The 23087-nt window shown below is 64.0% G+C and carries 23 protein-coding genes; 7 read left to right on the top strand and 16 right to left on the bottom strand.

Annotated features, from left to right (window positions below; translation table 11 throughout):
- Nucleotides 1–80: 80 nt before the first annotated feature.
- Nucleotides 81–236, bottom strand: coding sequence for a DUF3309 family protein (locus N511_RS24980; RefSeq protein WP_012430511.1), 156 nt, complete (start codon nucleotides 234–236; stop codon nucleotides 81–83).
- A gap of 173 nt (nucleotides 237–409) precedes the next feature.
- Nucleotides 410–1330, bottom strand: coding sequence for an aromatic amino acid DMT transporter YddG (gene yddG / locus N511_RS0115250; RefSeq protein WP_027680107.1), 921 nt, complete (start codon nucleotides 1328–1330; stop codon nucleotides 410–412).
- 177 nt (nucleotides 1331–1507) lie between these two features.
- On the opposite strand from yddG, the gene N511_RS0115245 reads away from it, so the two are divergent.
- On the top strand, nucleotides 1508–2386 hold the full coding sequence (locus N511_RS0115245) for a Rossmann-like and DUF2520 domain-containing protein (protein WP_027680106.1): 879 nt from the start codon (nucleotides 1508–1510) through the stop codon (nucleotides 2384–2386).
- A gap of 94 nt (nucleotides 2387–2480) precedes the next feature.
- A complete protein-coding gene (locus N511_RS0115240) occupies nucleotides 2481–3707 on the top strand; it encodes a CynX/NimT family MFS transporter (protein WP_027680105.1) in 1227 nt (408 codons plus the stop codon).
- 22 nt (nucleotides 3708–3729) lie between these two features.
- Here the strand turns inward: N511_RS0115240 and N511_RS0115235 are convergent, their stop codons facing one another.
- From N511_RS0115235 to N511_RS0115210, 6 genes are all read right to left on the bottom strand, one after another.
- The gene (locus N511_RS0115235) at nucleotides 3730–4275 is read right to left on the bottom strand and encodes an NADPH-dependent FMN reductase (RefSeq protein WP_027680104.1); all 546 of its coding nucleotides are present in this window, start codon (nucleotides 4273–4275) and stop codon (nucleotides 3730–3732) included.
- A gap of 74 nt (nucleotides 4276–4349) precedes the next feature.
- Nucleotides 4350–4907 (bottom strand): DNA-3-methyladenine glycosylase I, encoded by a 558-nt coding sequence (locus N511_RS0115230; RefSeq protein WP_027680103.1) that lies wholly within the window; start codon nucleotides 4905–4907, stop codon nucleotides 4350–4352.
- A gap of 10 nt (nucleotides 4908–4917) precedes the next feature.
- Complete coding sequence (locus N511_RS0115225) at nucleotides 4918–5889, bottom strand: magnesium and cobalt transport protein CorA (protein WP_027680102.1); 972 nt, start codon at nucleotides 5887–5889, stop codon at nucleotides 4918–4920.
- Nucleotides 5890–5919: 30 nt separating this feature from the next.
- The gene (locus N511_RS0115220) at nucleotides 5920–6426 is read right to left on the bottom strand and encodes a MarR family winged helix-turn-helix transcriptional regulator (RefSeq protein ID WP_027680101.1); all 507 of its coding nucleotides are present in this window, start codon (nucleotides 6424–6426) and stop codon (nucleotides 5920–5922) included.
- 69 nt (nucleotides 6427–6495) lie between these two features.
- On the bottom strand, nucleotides 6496–8088 hold the full coding sequence (locus N511_RS0115215; protein WP_027680100.1) for an MFS transporter: 1593 nt from the start codon (nucleotides 8086–8088) through the stop codon (nucleotides 6496–6498).
- A gap of 259 nt (nucleotides 8089–8347) precedes the next feature.
- Nucleotides 8348–9262, bottom strand: coding sequence for a LysR family transcriptional regulator (locus N511_RS0115210; protein WP_027680099.1), 915 nt, complete (start codon nucleotides 9260–9262; stop codon nucleotides 8348–8350).
- Nucleotides 9263–9466: 204 nt separating this feature from the next.
- Between N511_RS0115210 and N511_RS24300 the strand changes: the two genes are divergently transcribed.
- From N511_RS24300 to N511_RS0115195, 3 genes are all read left to right on the top strand, one after another.
- On the top strand, nucleotides 9467–10423 hold the full coding sequence (locus tag N511_RS24300; protein ID WP_051530942.1) for a dihydrodipicolinate synthase family protein: 957 nt from the start codon (nucleotides 9467–9469) through the stop codon (nucleotides 10421–10423).
- Nucleotides 10424–10615: 192 nt separating this feature from the next.
- A complete protein-coding gene (locus N511_RS0115200; protein WP_051530941.1) occupies nucleotides 10616–12058 on the top strand; it encodes an MFS transporter in 1443 nt (480 codons plus the stop codon).
- A 159-nt stretch (nucleotides 12059–12217) separates the two neighbouring features.
- Nucleotides 12218–13321: a porin gene (locus N511_RS0115195; protein WP_027680097.1), complete on the top strand. Its 1104-nt coding sequence runs from the start codon at nucleotides 12218–12220 to the stop codon at nucleotides 13319–13321.
- 73 nt (nucleotides 13322–13394) lie between these two features.
- Here the strand turns inward: N511_RS0115195 and N511_RS0115190 are convergent, their stop codons facing one another.
- The 5 genes from N511_RS0115190 to N511_RS0115175 all read right to left on the bottom strand — a co-directional run bounded on the left by N511_RS0115190 (nucleotide 13395) and on the right by N511_RS0115175 (nucleotide 17983).
- A complete protein-coding gene (locus N511_RS0115190) occupies nucleotides 13395–13730 on the bottom strand; it encodes a hypothetical protein (protein WP_027680096.1) in 336 nt (111 codons plus the stop codon).
- A 184-nt stretch (nucleotides 13731–13914) separates the two neighbouring features.
- Complete coding sequence (locus N511_RS0115185) at nucleotides 13915–15222, bottom strand: DASH family cryptochrome (RefSeq protein WP_027680095.1); 1308 nt, start codon at nucleotides 15220–15222, stop codon at nucleotides 13915–13917.
- A complete protein-coding gene (locus tag N511_RS25400) occupies nucleotides 15219–15383 on the bottom strand; it encodes a DUF2256 domain-containing protein (RefSeq protein ID WP_197032051.1) in 165 nt (54 codons plus the stop codon). Before N511_RS25400 ends, N511_RS0115185 begins: the two co-directional genes overlap by 4 nt.
- 8 nt (nucleotides 15384–15391) lie before the next feature.
- A complete protein-coding gene (locus tag N511_RS0115180; protein ID WP_027680094.1) occupies nucleotides 15392–16942 on the bottom strand; it encodes a cryptochrome/deoxyribodipyrimidine photo-lyase family protein in 1551 nt (516 codons plus the stop codon).
- Nucleotides 16943–17122: 180 nt separating this feature from the next.
- On the bottom strand, nucleotides 17123–17983 hold the full coding sequence (locus tag N511_RS0115175; RefSeq protein WP_027680093.1) for an alpha/beta hydrolase: 861 nt from the start codon (nucleotides 17981–17983) through the stop codon (nucleotides 17123–17125).
- Between the two features lie 379 nt (nucleotides 17984–18362).
- On the opposite strand from N511_RS0115175, the gene N511_RS0115170 reads away from it, so the two are divergent.
- The gene (locus N511_RS0115170; protein WP_027680092.1) at nucleotides 18363–19022 is read left to right on the top strand and encodes a carbonic anhydrase; all 660 of its coding nucleotides are present in this window, start codon (nucleotides 18363–18365) and stop codon (nucleotides 19020–19022) included.
- A gap of 73 nt (nucleotides 19023–19095) precedes the next feature.
- Here N511_RS0115170 and N511_RS0115165 read toward each other — a convergent pair whose 3' ends face one another.
- From N511_RS0115165 to N511_RS0115155, 3 genes are read right to left on the bottom strand one after another with little or no spacing between them, the layout of a single operon-like run.
- On the bottom strand, nucleotides 19096–20028 hold the full coding sequence (locus N511_RS0115165; RefSeq protein ID WP_027680091.1) for a TIGR01777 family oxidoreductase: 933 nt from the start codon (nucleotides 20026–20028) through the stop codon (nucleotides 19096–19098).
- Between the two features lie 34 nt (nucleotides 20029–20062).
- Nucleotides 20063–21604 (bottom strand): cryptochrome/photolyase family protein, encoded by a 1542-nt coding sequence (locus N511_RS0115160; protein ID WP_027680090.1) that lies wholly within the window; start codon nucleotides 21602–21604, stop codon nucleotides 20063–20065.
- Between the two features lie 48 nt (nucleotides 21605–21652).
- Nucleotides 21653–22264, bottom strand: a complete 612-nt coding sequence (locus N511_RS0115155) for a lipocalin family protein (protein ID WP_027680089.1) — start codon at nucleotides 22262–22264, stop codon at nucleotides 21653–21655.
- Between the two features lie 339 nt (nucleotides 22265–22603).
- Here N511_RS0115155 and N511_RS0115150 point away from each other — a divergent pair, with 339 nt between their 5' ends.
- Nucleotides 22604–23083, top strand: a complete 480-nt coding sequence (locus N511_RS0115150) for a chalcone isomerase family protein (RefSeq protein WP_051530940.1) — start codon at nucleotides 22604–22606, stop codon at nucleotides 23081–23083.
- Nucleotides 23084–23087 lie beyond the last annotated feature (4 nt).

Raw genomic sequence — 23087 nt, 5'->3', positions numbered from 1 at the left:
CCGCCACGGTGCTCAGCCAACCCTCGACAACTGGTCAGGCAATGCTCAGAAGCCTGCGCGCATCGGCGTCGACCACGGCGTCAGATATAGCCGAGCAACACGAGAATGACGACGATCACCACGATCAGCCCGAGACCGCCCGTCGGGCCGTAGCCCCAACTCCGGCTGTACGGCCACGACGGCAGTGCGCCGATCAGCAGCAAGATGAGAACGATGATGAGGATGGTGCTCAACATGATGCCTCCTGTTTCTGTGTTGGTATGCCGCCGTTCCGTCGTGGCGCTGCGGCTTACACGGCATCTAGCACGCCCCGTTCCCGTGCTGGCTCCATTCGGAGTTTTCTTGAATTCCTGGCAGTTAATTGCGAAACAGTGGGCGCATTGAAGATTTCCATGCACCCTTTCTTACGTCAGGCAGAAGACTTGGACGAAGACAACGTCTTTGCGCGACCACCGCGCGTAGCCAGCCAGCACAGGATCGACCCGGCAACCACCATCGACGCGCCCTTCCAGAACGCAAACGACAGCGGCGCATGCAACAGCGCCGCGGCCAGCGCCGCCGAAAACACAGGGATGAAATACGACGCGCCCGCCAGCACGGTGACGTTGCCGTGCAGGATGCCGACGTTCCACGCCGCGTAGCCAAACCCCATTGCGGATGCAGCCAACGCAAGGTAGACGACCGCCGACATGCTGAAATGCATGGCCCCGCCGCCCGTGGCGAAGAACTTGATCCACAGCGCCAGCGCGGTCAGGATGAAAAACAGCGTTGCGCCATTCTTGCCGTTGGCAATGCGGCTGGTCACGGTGCAATACGCCGCCCAGATCACCGCGCCTGCAAAGGCCAATCCGTAACTGAGCGGGTTGTCCTTGACGTTGCCGGCCATGCCGGCGATATCAAGCCCCTGGTCCCCACCCAGCACGAAGCAGATTCCGAGGATGGACACGAGGACGCCCGGCACGATCAGCGCATTCGCCCGCTGCTTGTTGAAGGCGATGGCCGCCAGCATCGTGAAGGTCGGCCACAGGTAATTGACCATCCCGACCTCGATCGCCTGCCGCCCGCTGCTGGCATAGCCGATCGACAGCGAGAGACACAGCTCGTACGACACAAACAGCAGGCTGCCCCACAGCAGGTAGCGCCGCGAAAACGTCCTCAGTTGATTGAAGCCGACCGTGAACATCAACAGCACCGACGCGACGGTGTAGATCATGGCGGCGCCGCCCACAGCCCCCAGATGCTGGCTCACGCCGCGGATCAATCCGACGATCGAACTCCACAGCAGCACGGCGATGAGTCCGATGAGTGTTGCCCGACTTTTGCTTTGCATACCACCTGCTTGCACTGACATATCCGCCTGAAGAAAACCGCTCGCTTGCGCCCGGCCCCACGCTGCCGGTAAAGCCGTGCAGTTTACCGGCCGCAGTCACAGCGCGCGATAGCTGCGTCTCCGTCTACGGACGATCCTTCGCTATAAGATGCTGACGATAAAAATTTGAGGTTTGCTATGACGTCTTTTGCAATCGAAGCGCCCATTTCCGTGGGCTGGATTGGCACGGGGCGGCTGGCGCGGGCATTGGCCACACGGGCACACGATGCAGGCGTGCGCACCGTGGCGGTTGCAAACCGGTCGGCCGCGGCCGCCGCGTGGCTCGCACAAGCCACGGGCGCAAAGGCCGTCGATGCGCAAGGCGTGGCGGATGCCGCCGATTGGGTCTTCGTGACCGTGCCGGATGACGCCATCCCGGGCGTGGTCGGCAACGTGCGCTGGCGACCGGGCCAGCTCGTCCTCCACTGCAGCGGCGCGGGCGAGCGCAACTTGCTGGATGCCGCCCGCCAAGCTGGCGCGGAGACCGCCAGCTTCCACCCGCTCTTCCTGTTTGCCGGTTTGCCGGATGACGCGGAACGCCTGGGCGGCGCCTCCATCGCCATTGACGCCGACGCCCCGCACGATGCGGCGCTCGCCAGCTTTGCGCTGCGGCTCGGCTGCACGCCGCTGAAGGTGCGCGCCGGGCAACGCGCCCTGTATCACGCTGGCGCCAACTACGCGGCCAGCTTCCTGCTGTGCGCGCTGCATGAAGCCGCCACGCTGTGGGAAGCCGCTGGCATCGACCGCGATGCCGCTGTCGCGGCCATGTGGCCGCTGGTGGACGGCACCCTGGCGGCAGCCCGTGCACGCGGCCTAGCTGGAGCGCTCGCCGGTCCGGTCTCGCGCGGAGACGGCGGCGTCATCGACAAACATCTGCAAGCGCTCGATGCCCTCGGCGCCGATCACGCCACGCTGTACGCGGCACTCACACGGCGCGCACTGGCGTTGGCCGCCGAGCGCGGCGCGCCCTCCGCAGATGTGCTGAGCGAACTGGCTGCGCGACTCAACCCTACGTAATTCCGGAGTCGGCATCATTGGGATTGGGCGGCGCGCATGCACCAATCCGGCGCGCGCCCTACAATCGGCAGCTTGCCCGCCAGCCTGCTTTGCCATGTCCCACACACCGCACTCGCCGCCACCTCCTGCTGCACATGACACCGCTGCACCCCGTTCATCCGGCGCGCTGATCCTGCTGGTGGTGGGGTTGGTGCTGGTGGGTGTGAACCTGCGCCCGGCGTTGTCGAGCCTGTCGCCCGTGCTTAAACAGGTGACGGCAGGCACGGGGCTGTCTGGCGCCACGGCGGGCTTGCTGACGACCCTGCCGGTGCTGTGCCTCGGCCTGTTTGCGCCGGCCGCCGCGGTGCTGGCTCGGCGATTTGGCGCAGAACGCGCGGTGGGGGGCTTGCTGATTGCGTTGGCGGCAGGCATCGCGTTGCGCAGCGCGGGCGGCGTTGCGCCGCTCTTCATCGGCACGCTGGCGGCGGGCGCCTGCATTGGCGTGACGGGCATTCTGCTGCCGGGCATCGTCAAGCGCGATTTCGGCCGGCAGGCAGACCTGATGACCGGGGTCTACACCATGGCGCTGTGCTTTGGCGCGGCGGTGGCGGCGGGGGCAAGCGCGCCGCTTTCGGCATGGCTGGGCGGATGGCAGCCGGCGTTGGCATTCTGGGCGCTGCCCGCTCTGCTCGCCTTTGTCGGCTGGTGGCCGCACATGCGGCATGCCCACGGCAAGGGAGCGGCCACGCGGCTGCAGCGTGTGTCGCTGTGGAACAAGCCGATTGCCTGGCAGGTGACGCTCCATATGGGGCTGCAATCGTCCCTGGCGTATTGCGTGTTCGGCTGGCTGCCCGTGATCCTGCAAGACCGCGGGCTGTCCGCCGTGCAGTCGGGTGTGGTGGTGGCGGTGTCGATTCTCGTGCAGCTCGTCACCGCGCTGGGCGGGCCGTTTGTGGCGCGGCTCGGGCGCGATCAACGCCCCGCCGTCGTCCTGATGATGCTGATGTGCTGGGCCGGCCTGATGGGCTGCCTGTACGCGCCGCTGTCCACGCTGTGGTGGTGGGCGGTCTTGCTGGGGCTCGGCCAGGGCGGCAATTTCAGCGTGGCGCTATCGTTGATCGTGCTGCGCTCGGCCGATGCGCGCGTGGCGGCAAGCCTGTCGGCCATGACGCAGGGCATTGGCTACACCATGGCCGCTGCGGGGCCGTATCTCATGGGCGTGCTGCACGATCTGACTGGCAGCTGGGCCGTGATGGGCTGGCTGTTCAGCGCGATTGCGCTGGCCTCGCTCGTGGCAGGCTCACTCGCCGGACGCAACCGTACGCTGCACGCCGGCGAGTGAGATTGCTACAGCAAGGCTTCGATCAAGCCTTGTGCTTCAACGTCCAGTTGGCCAGCGCCTGCATCTGCTCGGTGATCAGGCCGGCAATGCGCTCGTCCGTCAGATCGCCATCGGCGTTAAAGCCACCGGCGAACGCGTTGGCGAACACTTCCGGCTTGTTCAGCGGATGCAGATCCAGATACACGCACACTTGACGCAGGTGGTACTGCGCGCGAGACGTGCCCATGCCGCCGCCCGCGCCCAGAATCGCGACCGGCTTGCCTGCCAGCAACGCGTTGTTGGGCTCGCGCGAGGCCCAATCCAGAATGTTCTTCAGCGCCGGCGCCAGCGAATAGTTGTATTCGGGGCAAGCCAGCACCAGCGCATCGGCGCGCCCGATCTGCTCGAGCACGCGCACCACCGAGGCGGGCTTCTCGGTGATGTCGGCGTTGTAGAACGGAATATCCGTCAGGTCGGCCAGGTCCATTTCCACGCCTGCGGGCAGGCGGGTGGATGCCGCGCGCAGCAGGCCCTGGTTGGTGGATTTACGGCGCAGGCTACCGGCAATGCCGAGAAAATTCAGCGACATGAAGAACGACTCCGTCAATGTTGGGACTGGCGAGAATAACGGACATTCGCCCGATCAAAAAGAGGCTTCACGCGCTAAGCCTTGCCGGCGCGAAAGCACCCCGCTTCGTGATCGTCGACCATGCCGGTGGCCTGCATGAAGGCGTAGCAGATGGTCGGGCCGACAAACTTGAAACCGCGCTTGATCAGCGCCTTGCTCATCGCCTTGGACGCGTCGGTCGCGGCGGGTGCATCGCGGTAGCTGTCCCAGCGGTTGACGATGGTCTTGCCATCGACAAACGACCACAGGAATGCGTCGAGCGAACCCATTTCTTCCTGAAGCTCCAGCACCTTCCGTGCATTGATGACGGCGCCCTCCACCTTGGCGCGATTGCGCACGATGCCCGGATCGGCGAGCAGCTTTTCGATACGCGCCGGCGTGAAGCGCGCCACGCGTGCCGCATCAAACCCCTCGAACACTTCCTGATAGCGCGCCCGCTTGCGAAGGATGGTCTGCCATGACAGCCCGGCCTGCGCACCTTCGAGAATGAGCATCTCGTACAGGTGGCGATCATCGTGCGAGGGCACGCCCCACTCGGTGTCGTGATACTCGATCATCAGCGGGTCTTCGCCCGCCCAGCAGCAACGCGCCATCTCTTGTCTCCTAGATCCAGCCCGATTTGCGCAGCTTGCGATACAGCCACACGCAAGCGGTGGCCGTGCACGCCAGCACGATGGGATACCCCGCCGGATGCTCCAGCTCCGGCATGCCCTTGAAGTTCATGCCGTAGTTGCTGAACACCACGGTCGGAATTGCCAGAATAGCGCCCCACCCCGCCAGCCGCTTCACGATGTCGTTTTGCGTGACCGACACGAGCGCCACGTTCACGGAGATGGCCGTGGTCAGCATTTCGCGAATCACGTCGAGCGCGCCCACCGCGCGGTGCGCATGGTCGGCAATATCGCGGAAATACGCGCGCAGTTCCTTGGGCACCACGTCTTCATGCAGGCGCACGAGCTGACCGGCGATGTCTTCCACGGGCAGCGCGGCGTTGCGCAGGCGCAGAAGCTGGCGCTTGAGCGTATAGAGCCGCTCGATGGCCGCGCGATCGAACGTGTCGCCAAAGATCTGGCTTTCGATCTGCTCGAATTCTTCCTGCAGGCGTTCCAGCACGGGCTGATAGTTGTCGACCACGAAGTCCATCACCGCATACAACGCAAACGGTGCGCCCTTGGCCAGCAATTGCGGCGTGCGCTCGCAACGTTCGCGCACCGGCGAATACGACGCCGACGGCCCATGCCGCACCGAGACAAGAAAGTCCCGGCCGACAAACAGGTGTGTTTCGCCAAAGACGACGTTGCCATCTTCCATCTGCGCGGTGTTCAGCACGATGAAGAGCACATCGCCATAGACCTCCAGCTTGGGCCGCTGGTGCGCGTTGCGTGCGTCTTCAATGGCGAGATCGTGCAGGCCGAATTCCTCCTGCACGAGGTCGAGCATCGCGTTGTCGGGCTCATGCAAACCAAGCCAGACAAAGGAGCCCGGTGTGTGCAGCACGTCGCTGATGGCCTCGACGGACAGGTCGCGCTCACGCTTGCCGTTGCGGTACAGCGCGCTGTTGATCACCATGGACATGGTTGTCTCCGGGAACGCATTCAGCGCGCATTAGCGGTCTGCGGGCTGATCTGCGGATTTGCTATCGGATGCGGCGGATGCGGTGGAGGCCGCGGTGGCCAGCGCCGGCACTTCGGCCAGACGTGTTTCGATTTGCGCCAGCGCTTCGGACAGCGCGTGGACGAGATCGTCCGGCAGCCCATCGAGCGTGGCATTGATGAAGGCGATGCGGCGCGGCATGCAGTCGAGCACGACAGCCAGGCCGGCATCTGACAGCGACACGTTGGTCAGGCGGTTGTCGCGCGCATCGGTCGCGCGTTCGATCCAGCCGAGCTGCTCGAGCACCTTGAGCTGGCGGGTGAGCGCGCCCGGGTCCATCTGCAGGCGCTCGGCGAGCTGCTTTTGGGCCATGCCGCCGCCGGTGTTGTCGTGCAGCGCCAGCAGGATGCGCCAGCGCGGCATCGGCTGGCCGACATGCGCCTCGAAGGCGGCCGTGAACGCACGATAGGTGCGTCCGAACTGGTGCATGACGGCGAAGCGTTCGCGTTCAGAGGTCATCGATCAGGGCTGAGATTGCTGGGAAACCGCGCATCCTAACCGCTCCGGCGTGTCTCGCCTATCCGGCGCCTATTCCGTATGTTGCACGGGCTCGACATGGTGCAGCACCACGGGCGGCACCCGCCGCACATACCAGAGGCCAATCAGCGCCACCACCGTCGCCACGATCAGGCCGATATGGATGGCACCCACCAGCACATGGCGCGCAGCTTCGAGCAGCGCCGCACCGTCGTGGCCGGCAGCATGCAACTGCGAAAGCAAGGCGGCTTGCGCGTCATGATCGATGAGAATTTCGGGATCGGCAAGCTGATGCAGCCACTCCGTCGCGCTGTCCGCGCGCAGCGCATTGGCAACGCCTGAGGCATACCGCTCGCTCACCAGGGTGCCGACCAGCGCCGTGCCCACCATGCCACCGACCATGCGCAGCGATTGCAGCAACGCGGTCGCAATGCCCAGGTGCGCGCGGCCGGCCGTCTGCTGCGCAAACACGGTCAGATTGGGCAGCACGAAACCGAGCCCGAGCCCCGCCAGCAGCATCAGCAACGTCAGCACCGCGTGCGGCATGCCGCGGGATGACACCGACATGCCCGCCACCGCCACCGTCAGCAGCGCAAAGCCGGCATACAGCATGGCGTTGGGCTTGGGAATACGCGTGACGATGCGCCCGTTGATGATGCTGCCCAGCGTGATGCACACCACCAGCGGCGTGATCACCAGGCCGGCTTCCTGCGGCGACATGCCAAACCCGCCCTGAAACAGCAACGGTGCGTAGAACAACACCGCAAACATCGAAAAACCGGACAGCAACGCCAGCATGAACAGCGTGGCCAGCGCCGGGTTGCGCAGCATGTCGAACGGCAGCAGCGGCTGCTCCGCACGCTGCTCCCACCACCACAGCGCCACGAACGCTGCGGCCGACAGCACCAGCCAGCCGAACAACGCCAGCGTCAGGCCATGTCGCGGCAGCCATTCGACGAACAACTGCAACGCGCCCAGCGCCACCGTGATGAGCACCGCGCCCTGCCAATCCAGCCGGATACGTCCGGTGTGCACGTTCTGACGCAGATGCGGCAGGAAGCGCCAGGCAAACCACAGCCCCAGCACACCGAACGGGATGTTCACGTAGAACACCGACCGCCATCCGAACGCCTGCGTCATCCACCCGCCCAGCGTTGGCCCGATGGCGTTGGCGATACCGAACGAGGCGCTCAGCATCACCTGCCAGCGCAAGCGCACGCGCGCGTCGGGAAAGAGATCGGGGATGCACGCGTAGGCCGTGCCGACCAGCATGCCGCCACCAATGCCCTGCAACGCCCGCGACCACACCAGGAATGTCATGCTGCCTGCCATGCCGCACATGACGGAGGCCAGCGTGAAGACGACGATGGATGCAATCACGAACGGCTTGCGCCCGTAAAAGTCGCCCAGGCGCCCGAAGATCGGCACCGTCACCACGGAAGTCAGCAGGTACGACGTCGCCACCCATGCGTACAGCTCAAAGCCTTTGAGTTCGGCCACCACCGTCGGCAAGGCGGTGCCGACCACGGTCTGGTCGAACGCCACCAGAACGACGACAAAGCAAATGCCGATCATCGCCAGGAGCGATTCCTTGAACGGCAGGACCTGGGTATGGGAATGCGGAAGCGCGGTGTGGACGGCCATGGGGGGAGCGGCAAGACAAATGCTACATCAACGATTGATGCGTCAATTAATAGTGTAGCGAAATCCGGGAATGCTCGCTTGAGGCTGGTCCGTAAAAATAAAATCTGTCGGATATAAATTAAGTCTGTCGAAGTGGCTTGCCGTCCACATGGCCGCTCAACCCGTGAGCGTTGCAGCGCGTTTCGTCCGCCTCGAGGAACAGCGCACGTGAAGGCTCCACGCGTCCCTCTCGACGCGCGGCGTGCCAAGGCCGGCTTCCTCAGTCGCCATGCTCAGAAACCGCTGTTCCCGTCTGAGCAATCTCCTTTGTGAGTTGCATCACCGTGCGGCTGGCGAGCGTCAGATCGCCATGCCGCGACATCGCAAGCGCGATGTATCGATAGACCGTCGGGTCCACCACCTTGGCCGCCTGCAGCCGCCCTTCCCGCACTGCGTTGGCGATGGCATATGGGCCCAGCAGCGCGTACATGCCGCCGTCCTCAACGATGCGCGTCTGCAGGCTGAGGGAATCCGCTTCCACGACGACGTTCAGAGAGATGCCGCGCTGGGTCGCGAGGTGGTCGAGCCAATCGCGCCAACTGCTGGGCCGGCAGAACGAAACCAGCGGTAAGCCATTCACAGCCGCAAACGGCACGGTGGGCTCAGCCAGAAGCGGATCGCCGGGTCTGCCCACCAGGTATGTCGCGGCTTCGGTGAGATAGATGTCCCCATGCTTGGGTGTCGGGCTGTGCCGGAACAACAGGGCAAGATCAACGCTGCCTTCTTCCAGCCACGTTTCCAACTGCGCGCCTTGACCTTCTCGCACGCTGAGCTGCACGAGGGGATAGCGCTCGCGCAAACGGTAGTACAGCGTGCTGACCAAAGGATGCGCCGTAGAGGGAATGATCCCCAGGCGTACGGTCCCGATCGGTTTGCCGGCCGAGCTTTGAATGTCGTTGGCCAACTGCTCGGTACCTGCGAGCCATGCCCGCACCTTCGGTGCGATGCGCTGACCCAACTCCGTCAGCACGACGCCGCGGCCCGTCCGCTGAAATAGCCGGCCGCCGGCTGCCTGCTCCAACTCGGCAATCTGCCTGCTGATATGCGGTTGCGTTGTGCCATGCGCCAATGCCACCTTGCTGAGGCTGCCAAGTTCGGCGGCCTCGATGAACAGTTTCCAGCCCGCGTAATCCACGGCGTCCCCACGGTCTTGATATGCCAATTCAGTATATCTGAAATACCTGAATTCACACTTCCGGCATGTCTTGTGCCTCCCTAGACTGCATCGCAAGCACGTTGACCACCAGGCGTTCCAACGCTTCGCCGGCGACGAGCGCTCCCCGGCAACGGCATGACGCCGCCTCGGGAAGACCTATCGATCCACTTGTGAGGAGACTCCATGAAAGACATTGATCTGCGCGGCCTCGTACCCGCCCCCGTGACCCCATTCACCCGCGATGGCGCTGTCGACCACGCGGCCATTCAACGCCTGGGCAAGTGGCTCGGCAGCTTTGACGGCGTGAAGGGCCTGGTCGTGCTCGGGCACGCTGGGGAAGGCACCTTCCTGTCACAGGACGAGCAAACCGCCGTGATCGAGAGTTTCGTGAAATCGGTCGACGGCAAGCTTCCCGTCATCGCCGGCATCACGCTCGAGGGCACGCAGGTGGCCGCGGCTGAGGCCAAGCGTGCCGTCAAGGCCGGCGCATCGGCTGGTCTGGTCTATCCGTCGCACGGCTGGTTGCGCTTCGGTTACCAAAAAGGCGCACCGCAGGACCGCTATCGCGCCATCTACGAGGAAAGTGGCCTGCCGCTGATCCTCTTCCAGTATCCGGACGTGACCAAGGCAACGTACAACCTGGAAACGCAGCTTGAGATTGCCGCGCAGCCCGGCGTGTTCGCCATGAAGAACGGCGTACGCAACATGCGCCGCTGGGATACGGAAATTCCCGTGATCCGCCGCGAGAATCCCGACCTTCAGATCCTGACCTGTCACGATGAATACCTGCTGCACACCATGTTCGATGTGGACGGCGCACTGGTGGGATACGGCAACATCGCGCCCGAGCTGCTGATCGAGCTGATTGCGGCCGGCAAGGCCAAGGACTACGCGCGCGCGCGTGCCCTGCACGACAAGCTGTTGCCGATCACGAAGAACGTCTACCACCGTGGCTCGCACATGGAGGGCACCGTCGCGCTCAAGCACGCGCTCGTCGCACGGGGCATCCTGGAGCACGCCACTGTGCGCTCCCCGCTGCTGCCGCTGGAGCCCGGTGCGGAGATCGACATTGCCAACGCCATGCGCTCGGCCGGCCTGACCGGGCCGGGTGCCGGTGTGGTGCAGCCTCTTGCTGCGTAAGGCAAGCAGGCCAACGCCAACGCCTTGGAGGCGTGGCACACCAAAAGCAGTACCTGTCCGGGCGTGATACAAGCGCTATCAAAGCGCCACGCCCGGCCACAGCCGACCAACGGCTGCCACCAGAACAACAAGATCATCGATGCAGGACGCAACCCGTGGCCTCGCATCAGAACAATGACATCTGGAGACAACATGACCATCACCACGCCCGCCTTGGCACACCACGGCGTGCAGGAGACCGCGCACACCGCCTCAGCCGATTCCGGCTCGCGCGCCGCACAGCTCCTCTTTCGTATCGAGAACGTCCCCTTCAGTCGCTGGCACACGAAGGCCCGCATCATCATGGGCAGCGCCACGCTGTTCGATGCCTTTGACGCGCTCTCGCTGGCCTTCGTCATGCCGGTGCTCGTGGGACTGTGGCATCTCTCACCGGGCGAGATCGGCGTGTTGATTGCCGCCGGCTATCTTGGCCAGGTGGTCGGCGCGCTGCTGTTCGGCTGGCTGGCCGAGCGTCTGGGCCGTGTGCGCAGTGCCACCATCACGGTCGGCCTGATGTCCGTCATGAGTGTGGTGTGCGCGTTTGCCGGTAACTTTCAGATGCTGTTCCTGTGCCGGTTCCTGCAGGGCATCGGCGTCGGCGGTGAAGTGCCAGTGGCGGCGACCTACATCAACGAACTGTCGCAAGCGCACGGGCGCGGACGGTTCTTCATCCTGTACGAACTGATCTTTCCGCTGGGGCTGCTCGCAGCGGCCCAGGTTGGCGCGTTCCTGGTGCCGCGCTTTGGCTGGGAATACATGTTTCTGGTCGGTGGTATTCCTGGCATTCTCGTGGCGCTGCTGATCATGCGCTTGCCCGAGTCGCCGCGCTGGCTGATCTCCAAGGGCCGCTTTGACGAAGCCGAACACGTGATCCGGGACATTGAAGCCAGCACGCCCCGACGCAATCTCGACCCGCAACGCGACAGCACTGAAATCGACACGCGAGTCGCCACGCTGCTCGATGGCATCCGCGCACGTCGCAAGGGCTCGTGGAAGGAACTGTTCTCGCCGCTTTACCGGGGGCGGACGCTCGTCGTGTGGTTGCTGTGGGCCAGTTCCTACTTTGTCGCCAACGGCATCAATAATTGGCTTCCCAGCCTGTACAAGACTGTGTATCACCTGCCGCTGCAAGAGTCTCTGCATATGGCGTCGGTGTCGAACGTCCTTAGCGCCTGTGCGGTGCTGGTGTGCGCGTTGCTGGTGGATCGCGTCGGTCGTCGGCGCTGGGCCATGGCGTGCTTCCTGATCAGTGGTGCCTTGCTGGCGGCATTGGCAGCGGTCGGTGCTGGCAGTGCGCTGTCCGTGATGATCCTGGCGTCTTCTGCCTACGCTGTGATGGGGACGACCACCGTACTGCTGTATCTGTACACGCCTGAAATCTATCCAACCCGCATGCGCGCCATCGGCACCGGGCTGGCAACGTCATGGTTGCGTGCTGCATCGGCTGCTGCGCCGGCGATCGTCGGTGTAGTTCTTGCCGGCTACGGCATCGCCTCGGTGTTTGTCATGTTTGCGCTGGTGAACGTTATCGGCCTGCTGGCGGCCATGCGCATGATCGAGACCACCAACCGGGCGCTCGAAGACATCTCGCCCTAGGCATCGAGGCGCCGCCGCGCGCCATCCCTCTACCTTCCATCCTGCATTGCCCCAAGAGGGGTCGCCACGTGCGACCGCCTCTCGGCGGCGTACATCCAAAAAAACAGACAGAACCCGTCGCGGTGTCAGCCACGGGTACAAGACAGAGGAGACCTCACCATGAAAACCAGGTCCTGGCTGATCGGCATGAGTATCGGTGCAGCCACCCCGATGATGGCCGCCGCACAGTCCGTCACGCTCTACGGCCTAGTGGATACCGGCGTTGAATACGTCAATAACGTTGGGACCACGAAGGGTGGGCTGGTGCGCATGCCGAACCTCACAGGCACCGTGCCATCGCGGTGGGGTGTGCGCGGCAAAGAAGACGTGGGCGGTGGCCTGCATGCTGTCTTCACGCTTGAATCCGGCTTTGCGCCGGACTCCGGCGTCTCGAATCAGGGCGGACGGCTGTTCGGCCGGCAAGCAAACGTGGGGCTCAGCGGGCCATGGGGCGAACTGACGTTTGGCCGGCAGAACACCATGCTGTTCTGGGCGATTCTCGACTCGGACATCCTTGGACCCAACGTCTATGGCGGTAACGCGTTGGACAGCTATCGCCCGAATGCGCGTGCGGACAATGCCATCGCTTACAAGGGCAAGTTCGGTGGGTTCACGGTGGGCGCGACGTATAGCTTTGGCCGCGACACAGTCAACGCAGGCACGAATCCAGCCGGCACGAACTGCGCCGGCGAACTGGCATCGGACAGTCGCGCGTGCCGCGAGTGGTCTGCCTTGCTGATGTACGAAACCGGCACCTGGGGCATCTCAACCGCGTACGACTCGCTGCGAGGTGGCCCCGGCGCAGCGGCCGGCCTCAGCAGTAGCAAACTCAAAGACGATCGTCTGCTGCTGGGGGCTTACGCGTTGTTCGACAAGACAAAGGTGGGTATCGGCGCTTCGATCCGCAACAACGAAGGTGGCGCGCCATCACACAGCCAGTTGTACTACGCAGGTGCCTCCTACGACATCACGCCCGCCTTCAATCTTGCAGGACAGGTCTACTACTTGCACTTCAACAACAGTGCCAACAAGGCGTGGTTGGGCGCCATCCGGGGCACCTACGCATTCTCAAAGCGGACGTCGGTGTATCTCACCGGCGGGTACATCGACAATGGTGGACAGTCGAACCTCTCAGTAAGCGCCGGCGGCAGTGGAGGAACGAGCAACCCCACTCCTGGTGGCAATCAACTCGGTGTGATGGCAGGCGTGAAGCATTCGTTTTAACAGCCGCTGTTTAGTCGTCATCACGCTATCCAAAACCGCCCCCACATCGAAGTGTGGGGCCCGGTCTAACCACTCAACGCGCGATAAAGCGCTCGATGGCCCTTTCCGCCTCAGCGCGCCATGAATCGTATGCCGACTGTGCAGCCATTGCGGAGTACCCTGGCGGGACTTCCAAGGTGGTGCCGTCACTCATCGGCACGAGTTGCAAGGTGCGGAGCGCCTCCGCCGCCTGAGCTGGTTCGACGTAGTAACGCTGTACATCCGCGAAATGAAGATCTCTGGCTTTGGAGCGCTCGGGGGGCATCCCGTGAAAAGCGAAGATCAGCGCTGGAAAGGCCCAGCGGAAACACACAAGCCCGTAGAGTCTGCCCGCCGACGTTGGCTTTTCCACAGTGGTGATTTCCCGCAAAGGCTTGTCAGGCCTAGCCTCGACAGACTATTGCTCAATTTCGCAAGGGTTACCGAGCCAAATTGACGGGGCCTGACAGACTCGCTGCCTTTTTTTGAGCACGGCGACCCCTTATAAGGCCCTCCTTTCCGACAGACTTTATTTTTACCGATCAAGAGCGACATAGGCTGCCGCGAGCGCCCGGCTATCCCGCCGCCCATAACCGGAGATAAGCCCCATCCGGGTCGTACTCGGAAGCCTGCTTCCGGACGTTGAACCGCCGACCGCCGCGCGGGTCCGTGCCGCGCCCCGCGATATACAGCCAATTGCCTTGATTGCTGTAGACGTCGTAGTCGACGAGTTGCGATTCGAACCACGCGGCACCGGCGCGCCAGTCGCCTTTCAGCTCATGCACGAGGTAACTGGCGACCACCTGTCTGAGCCTGTTGCTGAGGTAGCCGGTGGCTTCCAGTTCGCGCATCGCGGCATCAACGAGCGGCTCGCCGGTAGATGCGTGGCGCCAGCGCTCGAAGCCTTGCGCATCTGGGCGCTCCGGGTTCTGCCGCGCATCGGCGAGGCCCCGTGCGCGGTACAGCCGAGCGCCATGCTGGAGATGCAGAAAGCGGAAGTAGTCTCGCCACAGCAGCTCGAACCAAAGCCAGTAGCTCCCGTCGCTTTGCCCGTGCAATTGTTCGAACTGCTGCAGCTCTGCCATCACGCGTCGGGGCGACAACGCACCGGTGGCAAGCCACGGCGACCACTTGCTCGAGAAATCCACACCAGCCAAGGCGTTGCGCGTGCGCTTGTACGTGTGAGGCAACTTGCGCTGCAGGTATGTGGCGAGGTGCCGAAGGCCGGCCGTCTCACCTCCATCAAACTCCGGCCTGCCATACGGAAACGACGCGCGCGAATCTGCCGGCAGCGTTTCGTTTGCAACGTGCGCCGACTCGCGCTGCAGCCCGGGCGGAATGACGACGCCCACGGGCCATGGCGGAAGGCCGGTTGGCGGCGGCAGAGGCGTCGACGGTGCAATGCGCGCCTGCTCGATCGCTTGCCTGAATGTTGTGAAGACAGCCGGCAGCGATTTGACTGGCCACGGCAGCGCAAGCGGATCGATCAGGCTGCTCTGCCAGACGGTCTGCACCTCCAACCCTGCGCTTCGCAGTTCGGCCACCTCGGCCTGTTCGTACGGCGCGGCGATGTCTTCGCAAAACACAGCGCTGGCACCCATGGCCTGCGCCAATGCGGGCAGAACCTTTCCGGGCCGCCCGCAGCACTCGACCAAGCGGCTGCCGAGACCGCTCAACTGGCGACTCAGATCACGGAGTGCCGCGGCAAGTACGGCCCGGCGATGCACGCCCACACGTGCGAAACCCCAGGGCGTTTGCTCTTCGTAGTCAGCATGGCAGTACACCGGGACGAGGTGCGTGGCGCCGCTCTCGCACGCGGCACGCAGTGCCGGCTGGTCATGCAGTCGCAGATCGCTGCGAAACCAGAACAGCACGGTACTCAACGCGCCTCTCCATGCGGCGCCCTGCCCTGCTTGCCCTCTCTGCGGCAACGTTCCGAGCAGTACTTGACCGCATCCCAGTCCCGCGCCCATTTTTTGCGCCAGGTAAATGGCAAGCCGCAATGCAGGCAGCGTTTGTCCGGCAGGTTCAGCTTCTTGTGCATCGGCGCACTCAAAAGTCGAGACTGAGCTGCGAAGACGTGGATGCATTCCCACGCGGGCTGCTGACCCGGTCACGGCGCAAGCGCGAAGCGTGTCTCTTGACGATCGCCTCATTGGCGGCGTGAACTTCCGGCCGCGCACGCAACGCATGGATGCGCATCTTGGCCTGCCGCGTTGCTGCATCAAGGTCGACCAGCGGAACGGGGATGTCCTCGCCCACCCGCACACCACAGCGCGCCTGCACATCGGGCGGCATGCGCCACGGCTGCAAGAGCCACGCATCCGGCACGCGGCGCAAGGCCGGCAGCCAGCGCCTGACAAACCGCCCATGCGGGTCCTGGTCCTGCGCCTGCTTGATGGGGTTATAGACGCGCGTGGTGTTGATGCCGGTGGTGCCGGCTTGCATCTGCATCTGGCTCCAGTGAATCCCCGGCTCGTAGTCGATGAACTGCCGGGCCAGCCAAACGCCCACCGGCCGCCAATGCAGCCATAGCGGGTAGGAAGCCACCGAGACAAGCATGGCCCGCATGCGAAAGTTGATCCATCCGGTTTCTCTCAGCATGGCCACACAGGCGTCCACCATCGGCCAGCCGGTGCGCCCGGTGACCAGGGCAGCAAAGTGGGCGGCGTTCCATGCGTCTTCACGCAGGCCGTCGTAGCCGCGATGCAGATTGCGGAACTCGATGGCGGGTTCGGATTCCAGTTTCTGGATGAAGTGGCAATGCCAATGCAGGCGACTGACAAACGCAGCCAGCCCCTTACGCTGCCATACCGCATCGTCATCTGTGCTGGTCTTGAGCTGGAGCAGGCGCTGTTCGGTGGCCTGTACCACTTCGCGCATGCCGAGGCATCCGCAGGCCAGGTAAGGAGACAGACGTGAGCACGCGCTCGGCGCCGTCAAAGGCGAAGAAATGCCGCCCCGATAGTTCCGGCTTCGCTCCAGCAGGAAATCGCGCAGCACCTCACTGCCGCGCGTGCGTCCGCCGCGTTGGCGGCGCGGTGGCGAATGTGCATCCAAACCAAGCGCTTCGCACGCAGGCCAGTCCTTCGCCGGCCATGGCAGGACCACATCGCTGAGGGTGCCCACGCCGGGCGCGGCTACGCACGGCGCATACATATGTTCTGCCCAGCGATCGTGCCAGCGGTCCCGCGTCGGCAAGCGTCGCACCACGCCATGCTGGGGCCACTCGCGCCAGGTCACGCCGTGATCGAGGCACCAGCATGCGACGGCCTTGTCGCGCGCGAACGTATGACCGTTGCCGGTTTCTTCGTGAGACACCAGGTGACTGAAGGCCGCGGCCGCATGCAGCCGGCCGAGTACCTCCGTCACTTCACCCACGGCGACTTGCAGCCGTGCGCCGCATGCGCGCAGTTGCTGCGCGAGATCGTGCAGGCATTCCTGGATAAAGAAATAGTGCTGCGATGCGGCGTCCGGCTGCACCCAAAGGCTCGGCTCGATGACGTACAAACACAAGACTTTTCCCCGGCGGGCGGCATCGACCAGCGGGGCGTGATCGTGCACCCGCAGGTCGCGCTTGAACCAGACGACGGTGTAGCTCATTGATCTTCAGCGGCTTGATCGCGCCGTCCGAGTATAAGGACGCCCGGTCTTGCAATGAACGACTTGCCGCGCTGGCCAAGCACGAATTTCCAACGCATTCCCGATTCAAATCACCCCCGCCACGTCATTGCAAAACGTTTCGCGACCTGGCGACGCGAAGTTGCGGATTGCGTATTGCGCTCAGACGTTGGCCACAAAGCGCGTCACATCCGACAGCACGGGCCCCAGAAACTGCAGCGGCGGCGCCAGTGCGGCCACGAGTGTCTTGTGGTCGAGGCGCGGGTAGACCTTGAGTTCGACGCGGTGCTGATACTCGGTCAGGCGTTCGGCGAGAGAGAGCGTATTTCGCCGGACATCCACGTACGCATCATGCTCGCCGGTGAGCAGCAACGCCGGGGGCAACCAGTCCTGGCTGACGTGGAACAACGGCTGGCTATCCGCTGTTTCATTCGGATGGTTGAACACCGGGCGCACGTCGGCCGCTTGGATCGGCAGGAAGTTGTAAGGACCGGCCATGCCGATCCAGCCCGACAGCGTTTCAATGCGCGAGCCCTGCATCGCCAACCAGCGGCCGTCGGTTGCCAGCATCGCGGCGTTGTAGGCGCCTGCGCTGTGCCCGGCAACGAACAAGCGCGCGTCGGCATAGCCCTGCCGATTGAGCCACCGCCGCGCGAAGGCCGTTGCGGCGGCACAGTCCAGCAGGAAGCCCGGGTAGCGGACCTCCGGATACAGCCTGTAGTCGGCAACCATTGCGATCACCCCAGCTGCGGCCAACGCCTCGCCAACGAACGCATAGTCCTTGCGATCGCCCTCTCGCCACGATCCACCGTAGAAGAAGACGACCGCACGCGGCGGCCCCTCCATCGGGCGAACCGGCCGGTAGACGTCCAGCCTTTGCCGCGGATGCGCGCCGTAGGGCAGGCTCAGCGTCGGCACACTTGCGTCGGACGTCGACACGGCGTTGAGAACATCCAGGGCCGAACACCCTGCGAGGCTCGTCAACGCGGTTGCCATCCATGCTCGGCGAGTCACCCCACGCATCGGCATGCTCCATGCAACATCAAAGCCGGGCAAACGCGCAGATGGCGGACAGAGCCGCCCATGCTGCAGTGGATACGGGTCAAGTAGCAGCGCATACGGTTTCAGGTCGAGGCAAGACGTTCAACGGTATACGCGCGTTTGCGCGCGTTGGATGCGCTGTCCTCAATGTATCGGCCCACTGCATGACCCCTCGGCTGTTGGCGGTTCCACACGGCGGTCTTCCGTGCCTGAGGGCCGGCGCCGGCATATCACCCTCATGGCCCTGCAATCCGTATGGACCCGTTTTTCTTCCGCTCGATATCGACGACAATAGCGGCCGTGCCGGCGCGTTGGTCCCCATGACCGCGCCGGCATCCAACCACTGAACGGGAAAAACGCCATGCGCGACATCATTGACGGTTTCCTGCGCTTTCAGCGCGACATCTATCCGCAACGGGTAGAGCTTTTCAAACAACTTGCAACATCACAGAACCCCAAGGCGCTGTTCGTGACCTGCTCCGACAGCCGCGTCGTTCCTGAGCTGCTGACACAACGCGAACCCGGTGAGCTGTTTGTCATCCGCAACGCAGGCAACATCGTGCCGTCGTATGGCCCTGAGCCGGGCGGCGTTTCGGCCACAGTCGAATATGCCGTTGCGGTGCTGGGCGTGCAGGACATCGTGATCTGCGGCCACTCCGACTGCGGCGCGATGGGCGCCATCTCGCGCTGCACCTGTCTTGACCACCTGCCGGCCGTGGCCAACTGGCTGCGTCACTCCGATGCAGCCAAGGTCATCAACGCGGCGCATACGTTCGATTCGCCCCGCGCCAAGCTGGACGGCCTCGTGCGTGAAAACGTGATCGCGCAGCTTGCCAACCTGCGCACGCACCCGTCGGTTGCGCTCGCCCTCGAGCAGGGCCGCATGAACCTGCATGGCTGGGTGTATGACATCGAGCGGGGCAGCATCGACGCCCTGGATGGCGCGACGCGCCGCTTTGTGCCGCTCGCAGAATCCCCCACCACGGTGGCGGTCACGTCACGCAGCCAGCGGCAAGGCTGATGCGCATGACCGGGGCCTTCGGGCACCGGTCCCTACCCAGCTACGCGGCGAGTGTGGTTCCCGCCGCTCAGCATCAATCTGCGGGTTGCCGGGCAGCAGGATGCTGATCCTGCACCACCAGACCCGCCAGCGCCTCCTCCAGATTCGGAAAGCGAAACCGATAGCCGGCCTCCAAGGCCCGTCGCGGTTGCAATCGTTGACTGCCCAGCAGCAACACGGACATTTCGCCCAGCGCCATGCGCAATACCCAGGCAGGCACCGACAGGAACATCGGCCTGCGCAGCGTCGCCGCCAGCGTGCGGGCAAAGTCTGCATTGCTGACGATGTCCGGTGCACACGCATTGAAGGCGCCCCAACAATCGGCGTGGTGCAAAAGGAAATCGATCAGACCGACCACGTCGTCAAGGTGGATCCACGGCATCCATTGACGCCCACTCCCGAGCCGACCGCCAAGCCCCATGCTGAACGGCAGACGCAGCTTGGGCAACATGCCGCCGTCGCTTGCAAACACGGGGGCCGTGCGCAGTAACACGACGCGCACGCCAAGCGCCTCGGCACGGCGCGCTTCCTTCTCCCACGCGACGCAGAGTTGACTGCCAAAGTCGTCGTTGCCAGCGCCGCTGTCTTCATCCAGGAGTTCCTGCTCTCGATCGCCATACCAGCCGGTGGCAGATCCGGAAACCAGCACGCGAGGCGGCCGCTCGCAACGGCCGAGCCAATCCACGAGTTCCCGGGTCAGATCAACCCGGCTGCGCCATAGAAGCTCTCGTCGAGCCGCGCTCCACGGGCGATCGGCAATCGGCGCGCCCGCCAGATTGACGACCGCATCCAACGGTGCGGCACCGTCCAGCTCTCGCAGCCTTGCAATGCCGCGCGCACCGGCACACAGACGCGCGACGCGTTCAGGCGTACGGCTCCAGACAAGCAGATCGTGCCCCTGCGCCTGCCAGTGGCGGCACAGTGCCCGCCCGATCAATCCGGTGCCTCCAGTCAGCAGGATGCGCACGATGGGGCGACCTCCTTATTGCGGTTCAACGCAGTCATAACGCCTCGAGCCTTGCGCGCACTTCTTCGGCGCGCTTGCGCAGGGCGTCGCGCTCCTCGGGTTCCATCTTGGCGAGTTGCCGATAGACCATCGACAGCCGCGGGTTACGGCCGAACACTTCACTGTGGCGCGCAAAGAAATCCCAGTACAGCGCGTTGTAAGGACATGCGCGCTCACCGACGCGCTGCTTGCTGTCGTAATGGCAGCCCTTGCAGTAATCGCTCATGCGGGAAAGATAAGCGGCGCTACTGACATACGGCTTGGTGGCGATGCGGCCGCCGTCTGCCCATTGGCTCATGCCCACCGTATTCGGCAGCTCCACCCATTCGAATGCGTCGATGTACACGCCGAGGTACCAGCGGTGCACCTCGTCGGGCGCGAGCCCCGCCAGCAAGGCGAAGTTGCCGATCACCATGAGGCGTTGAATGTGATGCGCATGAGCGGTTTGCAACGACTGGCCGATGGCGAGTTGCAGGCAGCGCATCTGCGTCTTTCCGCTCCAGAACCAGGACGGCAGCGGCGCATCGTGGTTCAGCACGTTGCTCGAAGCGTATCCGGGCATCTGCGCCCAGTAGATGCCGCGTACATATTCGCGCCAGCCCAGGATCTGGCGGATAAACCCCTCCACGGCAGGCAATGGCGCCTTGCCATGCCGATACGCTGCCTCGGCGCGATCGATCACCTCGCGCGGATTCAGCATCTTCACGTTGAGCGAAAAAGACAGCAACGAGTGGAACAACCGCTGGTGGCTGCTGCTCATGGCGTCTTCAAAATCGCCAAAGTGCGGCAGCACCTGCGCGACAAACGCATCCAGGCAGGCCAGCGCTTCAGCGCGGTTCAAAGGCCACCGCAATGCCCCGGCCTGCGGGTTGCCGAACGACTTCACACCGCTGCGCTCAATGGTCTCCCACAACGCCCGGTGGTCATGCACAGGACGCGCGTCGGCGGGCTCGGGCGGCGAGCCGCGCCAAGGCTTGCGGTTGTCATGATCGAAATTCCATTGCCCGCCCGCTGGCGCCCCGGTGCCATCGAGCAGCACACCAAAGCGGCGGCGCATCTCGCGATAGAACCGCTCCATGAGCCATTGCTTGCGGCCGTCAAACATCGCTGCAAGTTCATGCCTGCCCGCCAGGAAGTGTTCGGTATCGACTTCGCACGTCGACAGCGACTGCGCTTGGGCCCAACGATGCAACTGTTCATCCAGGCGCCATTCGTCGGGGGATTGCCATTCGATCCGCTCGGCGCCGTAGTGCCGGGCGAGCGCGGCAAGATTCTCGGTCACGGACTGGCGGTTGCTTTCATCGTCGATCGCCACATACCGCACGCGGTGCCCCGCCGCCCGGAGACCGTGCGCAAAGTCGCGCATGGCCGCAAAGATGGCAAGGATCTTTTGCGCGTGGTGCAGGACGTAGTCCGTTTCCTGACGCACTTCCATCAGCACGTAGACGACGTCCGCGTCCACCTCCGCAAACCATGAATGCAGCGGGTTGAGCTGATCGCCCAGCACCAGCCGGAGAATCTTTGCGCCTTGGTTCATGTCATTGCGCCGCGTGCTCGCCTTCGGTCTTGTGCATACGTCCTCGCGCTACTGAGACGGATCCTGCCGCTCATGGGATACCAAGATGAGCGCATTCGTATCGATGCCCAGCGCACGTGCACGCGCAAAGATCGCCTCCCGCTGCGCGGGGTCGAGTTGCCTGTCCCGCGTCAACACCCAGCAGTAGCTGCGGTCCGGTCCGACCACCAGCGCCCAGCGATAGCCCGGATCGAGCGCCGCCACGTGATAGCCGCCATAAAACGGACCGAAGAAGGACACCTTCAGCGAGCCGGTATCGGGGCTGCCCACGAACAGCGCTTTGCCGACCGCCTCGCGCCATTCATTCTTGGCCGGATCGAAGCCACGATTGACCACACGCACGCTGCCGTCAGGTTGGGGCTGGTACGTGGCCGATACGTCGGTCAAGCCTCGCTCGAACGAATGATCGAGCCGTGCCTGCTCGTACCAGCGCCCCTGATACCGTTGAAGATCGAACGGCGTAACAGCAGTGATGCCTTCGGGCGGGCTCGTCGGCACACAGCCTGCCAGAAGCATCGTGCCTGCCAGCACCGGCACCAGCGCCCACCATTGCAAGCGCGCGCGCACTGCACGCAGGCCATGCTTCGCGCGTTGAAACGCGGTTGTCAACGCATCTGCCATTCAACCCCTCCCTACATGAATGCCGCCCATGGCGACATGAAACGCTGCACCACGCAGCGCGTCAACGAAATGCAGCAGAACCCGCGGCGCATTCCAACCAATGAACACGCTTTGCGTTGGCAAATGCGTCTACACCCGATGAATCCCGTTGCAGATCGGTGTAAGCCATGAGCACGATTTGCATCGAGAAAATTTCGCACCGGCGCCTCCGCGTCAGAGGCTCTGTCAGTAGACTTTCAAAGCAGCCTGTTCAACGCTTGACCCCACGCACGCCCTCGCAATATGCCTGCCAAACGCGTTCACGCCGCCCGAGCCTTGGCGCTTGTCCTGTCTTCCATCATGAGCGTCGGCGCCTGGGCCGACTGCCGCGACACGGTGCCCGCGCCACAGCTGTCAGGCAAGGGAGCGCTGTGCCTGCTGGGGTTCTGCCTCTACGACGCGCAGTTGTGGAGCGCTGAGCTGCCGCCCAGCTATGACGCGCCCTTTGCGCTGGAAGTGACATACCGGCGCGCAATCGAGCGAAGCCGCCTCATCGAAACCGCTATCGACGAAATCCGGCGGCTGCAGACCCCCGTGCCGCCCGACGACACGCTCGCGCAATGGCAGCGCGCCATGACGCCCGCCTTCCCCGATGTCAAACCGGGCGACACTTTGTGCGGCGTGTATCTGCCCGGCCGCGGAGCACGCTTCTACGCGAATGGACAACTGACGACCGAGGTGAACGATCCCGCGTTCGCGCGCGCCTTCTTCGATATCTGGCTGGCACCCGGCACGCGCGCTCCGTCCTTGCGCCGTCACCTGCTGGGCAAGTCACGTTGACGCG

The organism is Ralstonia sp. UNC404CL21Col (assembly GCF_000620465.1).
Lineage (GTDB): Bacteria > Pseudomonadota > Gammaproteobacteria > Burkholderiales > Burkholderiaceae > Ralstonia > Ralstonia flatus.
This window is presented reverse-complemented; position numbering and strand designations above follow the sequence as displayed.

Coding starts and splice junctions, on each gene's coding strand:
- N511_RS24980 (WP_012430511.1), bottom strand. CDS start 236: ATGTTGAGCACCATCCTCATCATCGTTCTCATCTTGCTGCTGATCGGC.
- yddG (WP_027680107.1), bottom strand. CDS start 1,330: ATGCAAAGCAAAAGTCGGGCAACACTCATCGGACTCATCGCCGTGCTG.
- N511_RS0115245 (WP_027680106.1), top strand. CDS start 1,508: ATGACGTCTTTTGCAATCGAAGCGCCCATTTCCGTGGGCTGGATTGGC.
- N511_RS0115240 (WP_027680105.1), top strand. CDS start 2,481: ATGTCCCACACACCGCACTCGCCGCCACCTCCTGCTGCACATGACACC.
- N511_RS0115235 (WP_027680104.1), bottom strand. CDS start 4,275: ATGTCGCTGAATTTTCTCGGCATTGCCGGTAGCCTGCGCCGTAAATCC.
- N511_RS0115230 (WP_027680103.1), bottom strand. CDS start 4,907: ATGGCGCGTTGCTGCTGGGCGGGCGAAGACCCGCTGATGATCGAGTAT.
- N511_RS0115225 (WP_027680102.1), bottom strand. CDS start 5,889: ATGTCCATGGTGATCAACAGCGCGCTGTACCGCAACGGCAAGCGTGAG.
- N511_RS0115220 (WP_027680101.1), bottom strand. CDS start 6,426: ATGACCTCTGAACGCGAACGCTTCGCCGTCATGCACCAGTTCGGACGC.
- N511_RS0115215 (WP_027680100.1), bottom strand. CDS start 8,088: ATGGCCGTCCACACCGCGCTTCCGCATTCCCATACCCAGGTCCTGCCG.
- N511_RS24300 (WP_051530942.1), top strand. CDS start 9,467: ATGAAAGACATTGATCTGCGCGGCCTCGTACCCGCCCCCGTGACCCCA.
- N511_RS0115200 (WP_051530941.1), top strand. CDS start 10,616: ATGACCATCACCACGCCCGCCTTGGCACACCACGGCGTGCAGGAGACC.
- N511_RS0115195 (WP_027680097.1), top strand. CDS start 12,218: ATGAAAACCAGGTCCTGGCTGATCGGCATGAGTATCGGTGCAGCCACC.
- N511_RS25400 (WP_197032051.1), bottom strand. CDS start 15,383: ATGCACAAGAAGCTGAACCTGCCGGACAAACGCTGCCTGCATTGCGGC.
- N511_RS0115180 (WP_027680094.1), bottom strand. CDS start 16,942: ATGAGCTACACCGTCGTCTGGTTCAAGCGCGACCTGCGGGTGCACGAT.
- N511_RS0115175 (WP_027680093.1), bottom strand. CDS start 17,983: ATGCGTGGGGTGACTCGCCGAGCATGGATGGCAACCGCGTTGACGAGC.
- N511_RS0115170 (WP_027680092.1), top strand. CDS start 18,363: ATGCGCGACATCATTGACGGTTTCCTGCGCTTTCAGCGCGACATCTAT.
- N511_RS0115160 (WP_027680090.1), bottom strand. CDS start 21,604: ATGAACCAAGGCGCAAAGATTCTCCGGCTGGTGCTGGGCGATCAGCTC.
- N511_RS0115155 (WP_027680089.1), bottom strand. CDS start 22,264: ATGGCAGATGCGTTGACAACCGCGTTTCAACGCGCGAAGCATGGCCTG.
- N511_RS0115150 (WP_051530940.1), top strand. CDS start 22,604: ATGAGCGTCGGCGCCTGGGCCGACTGCCGCGACACGGTGCCCGCGCCA.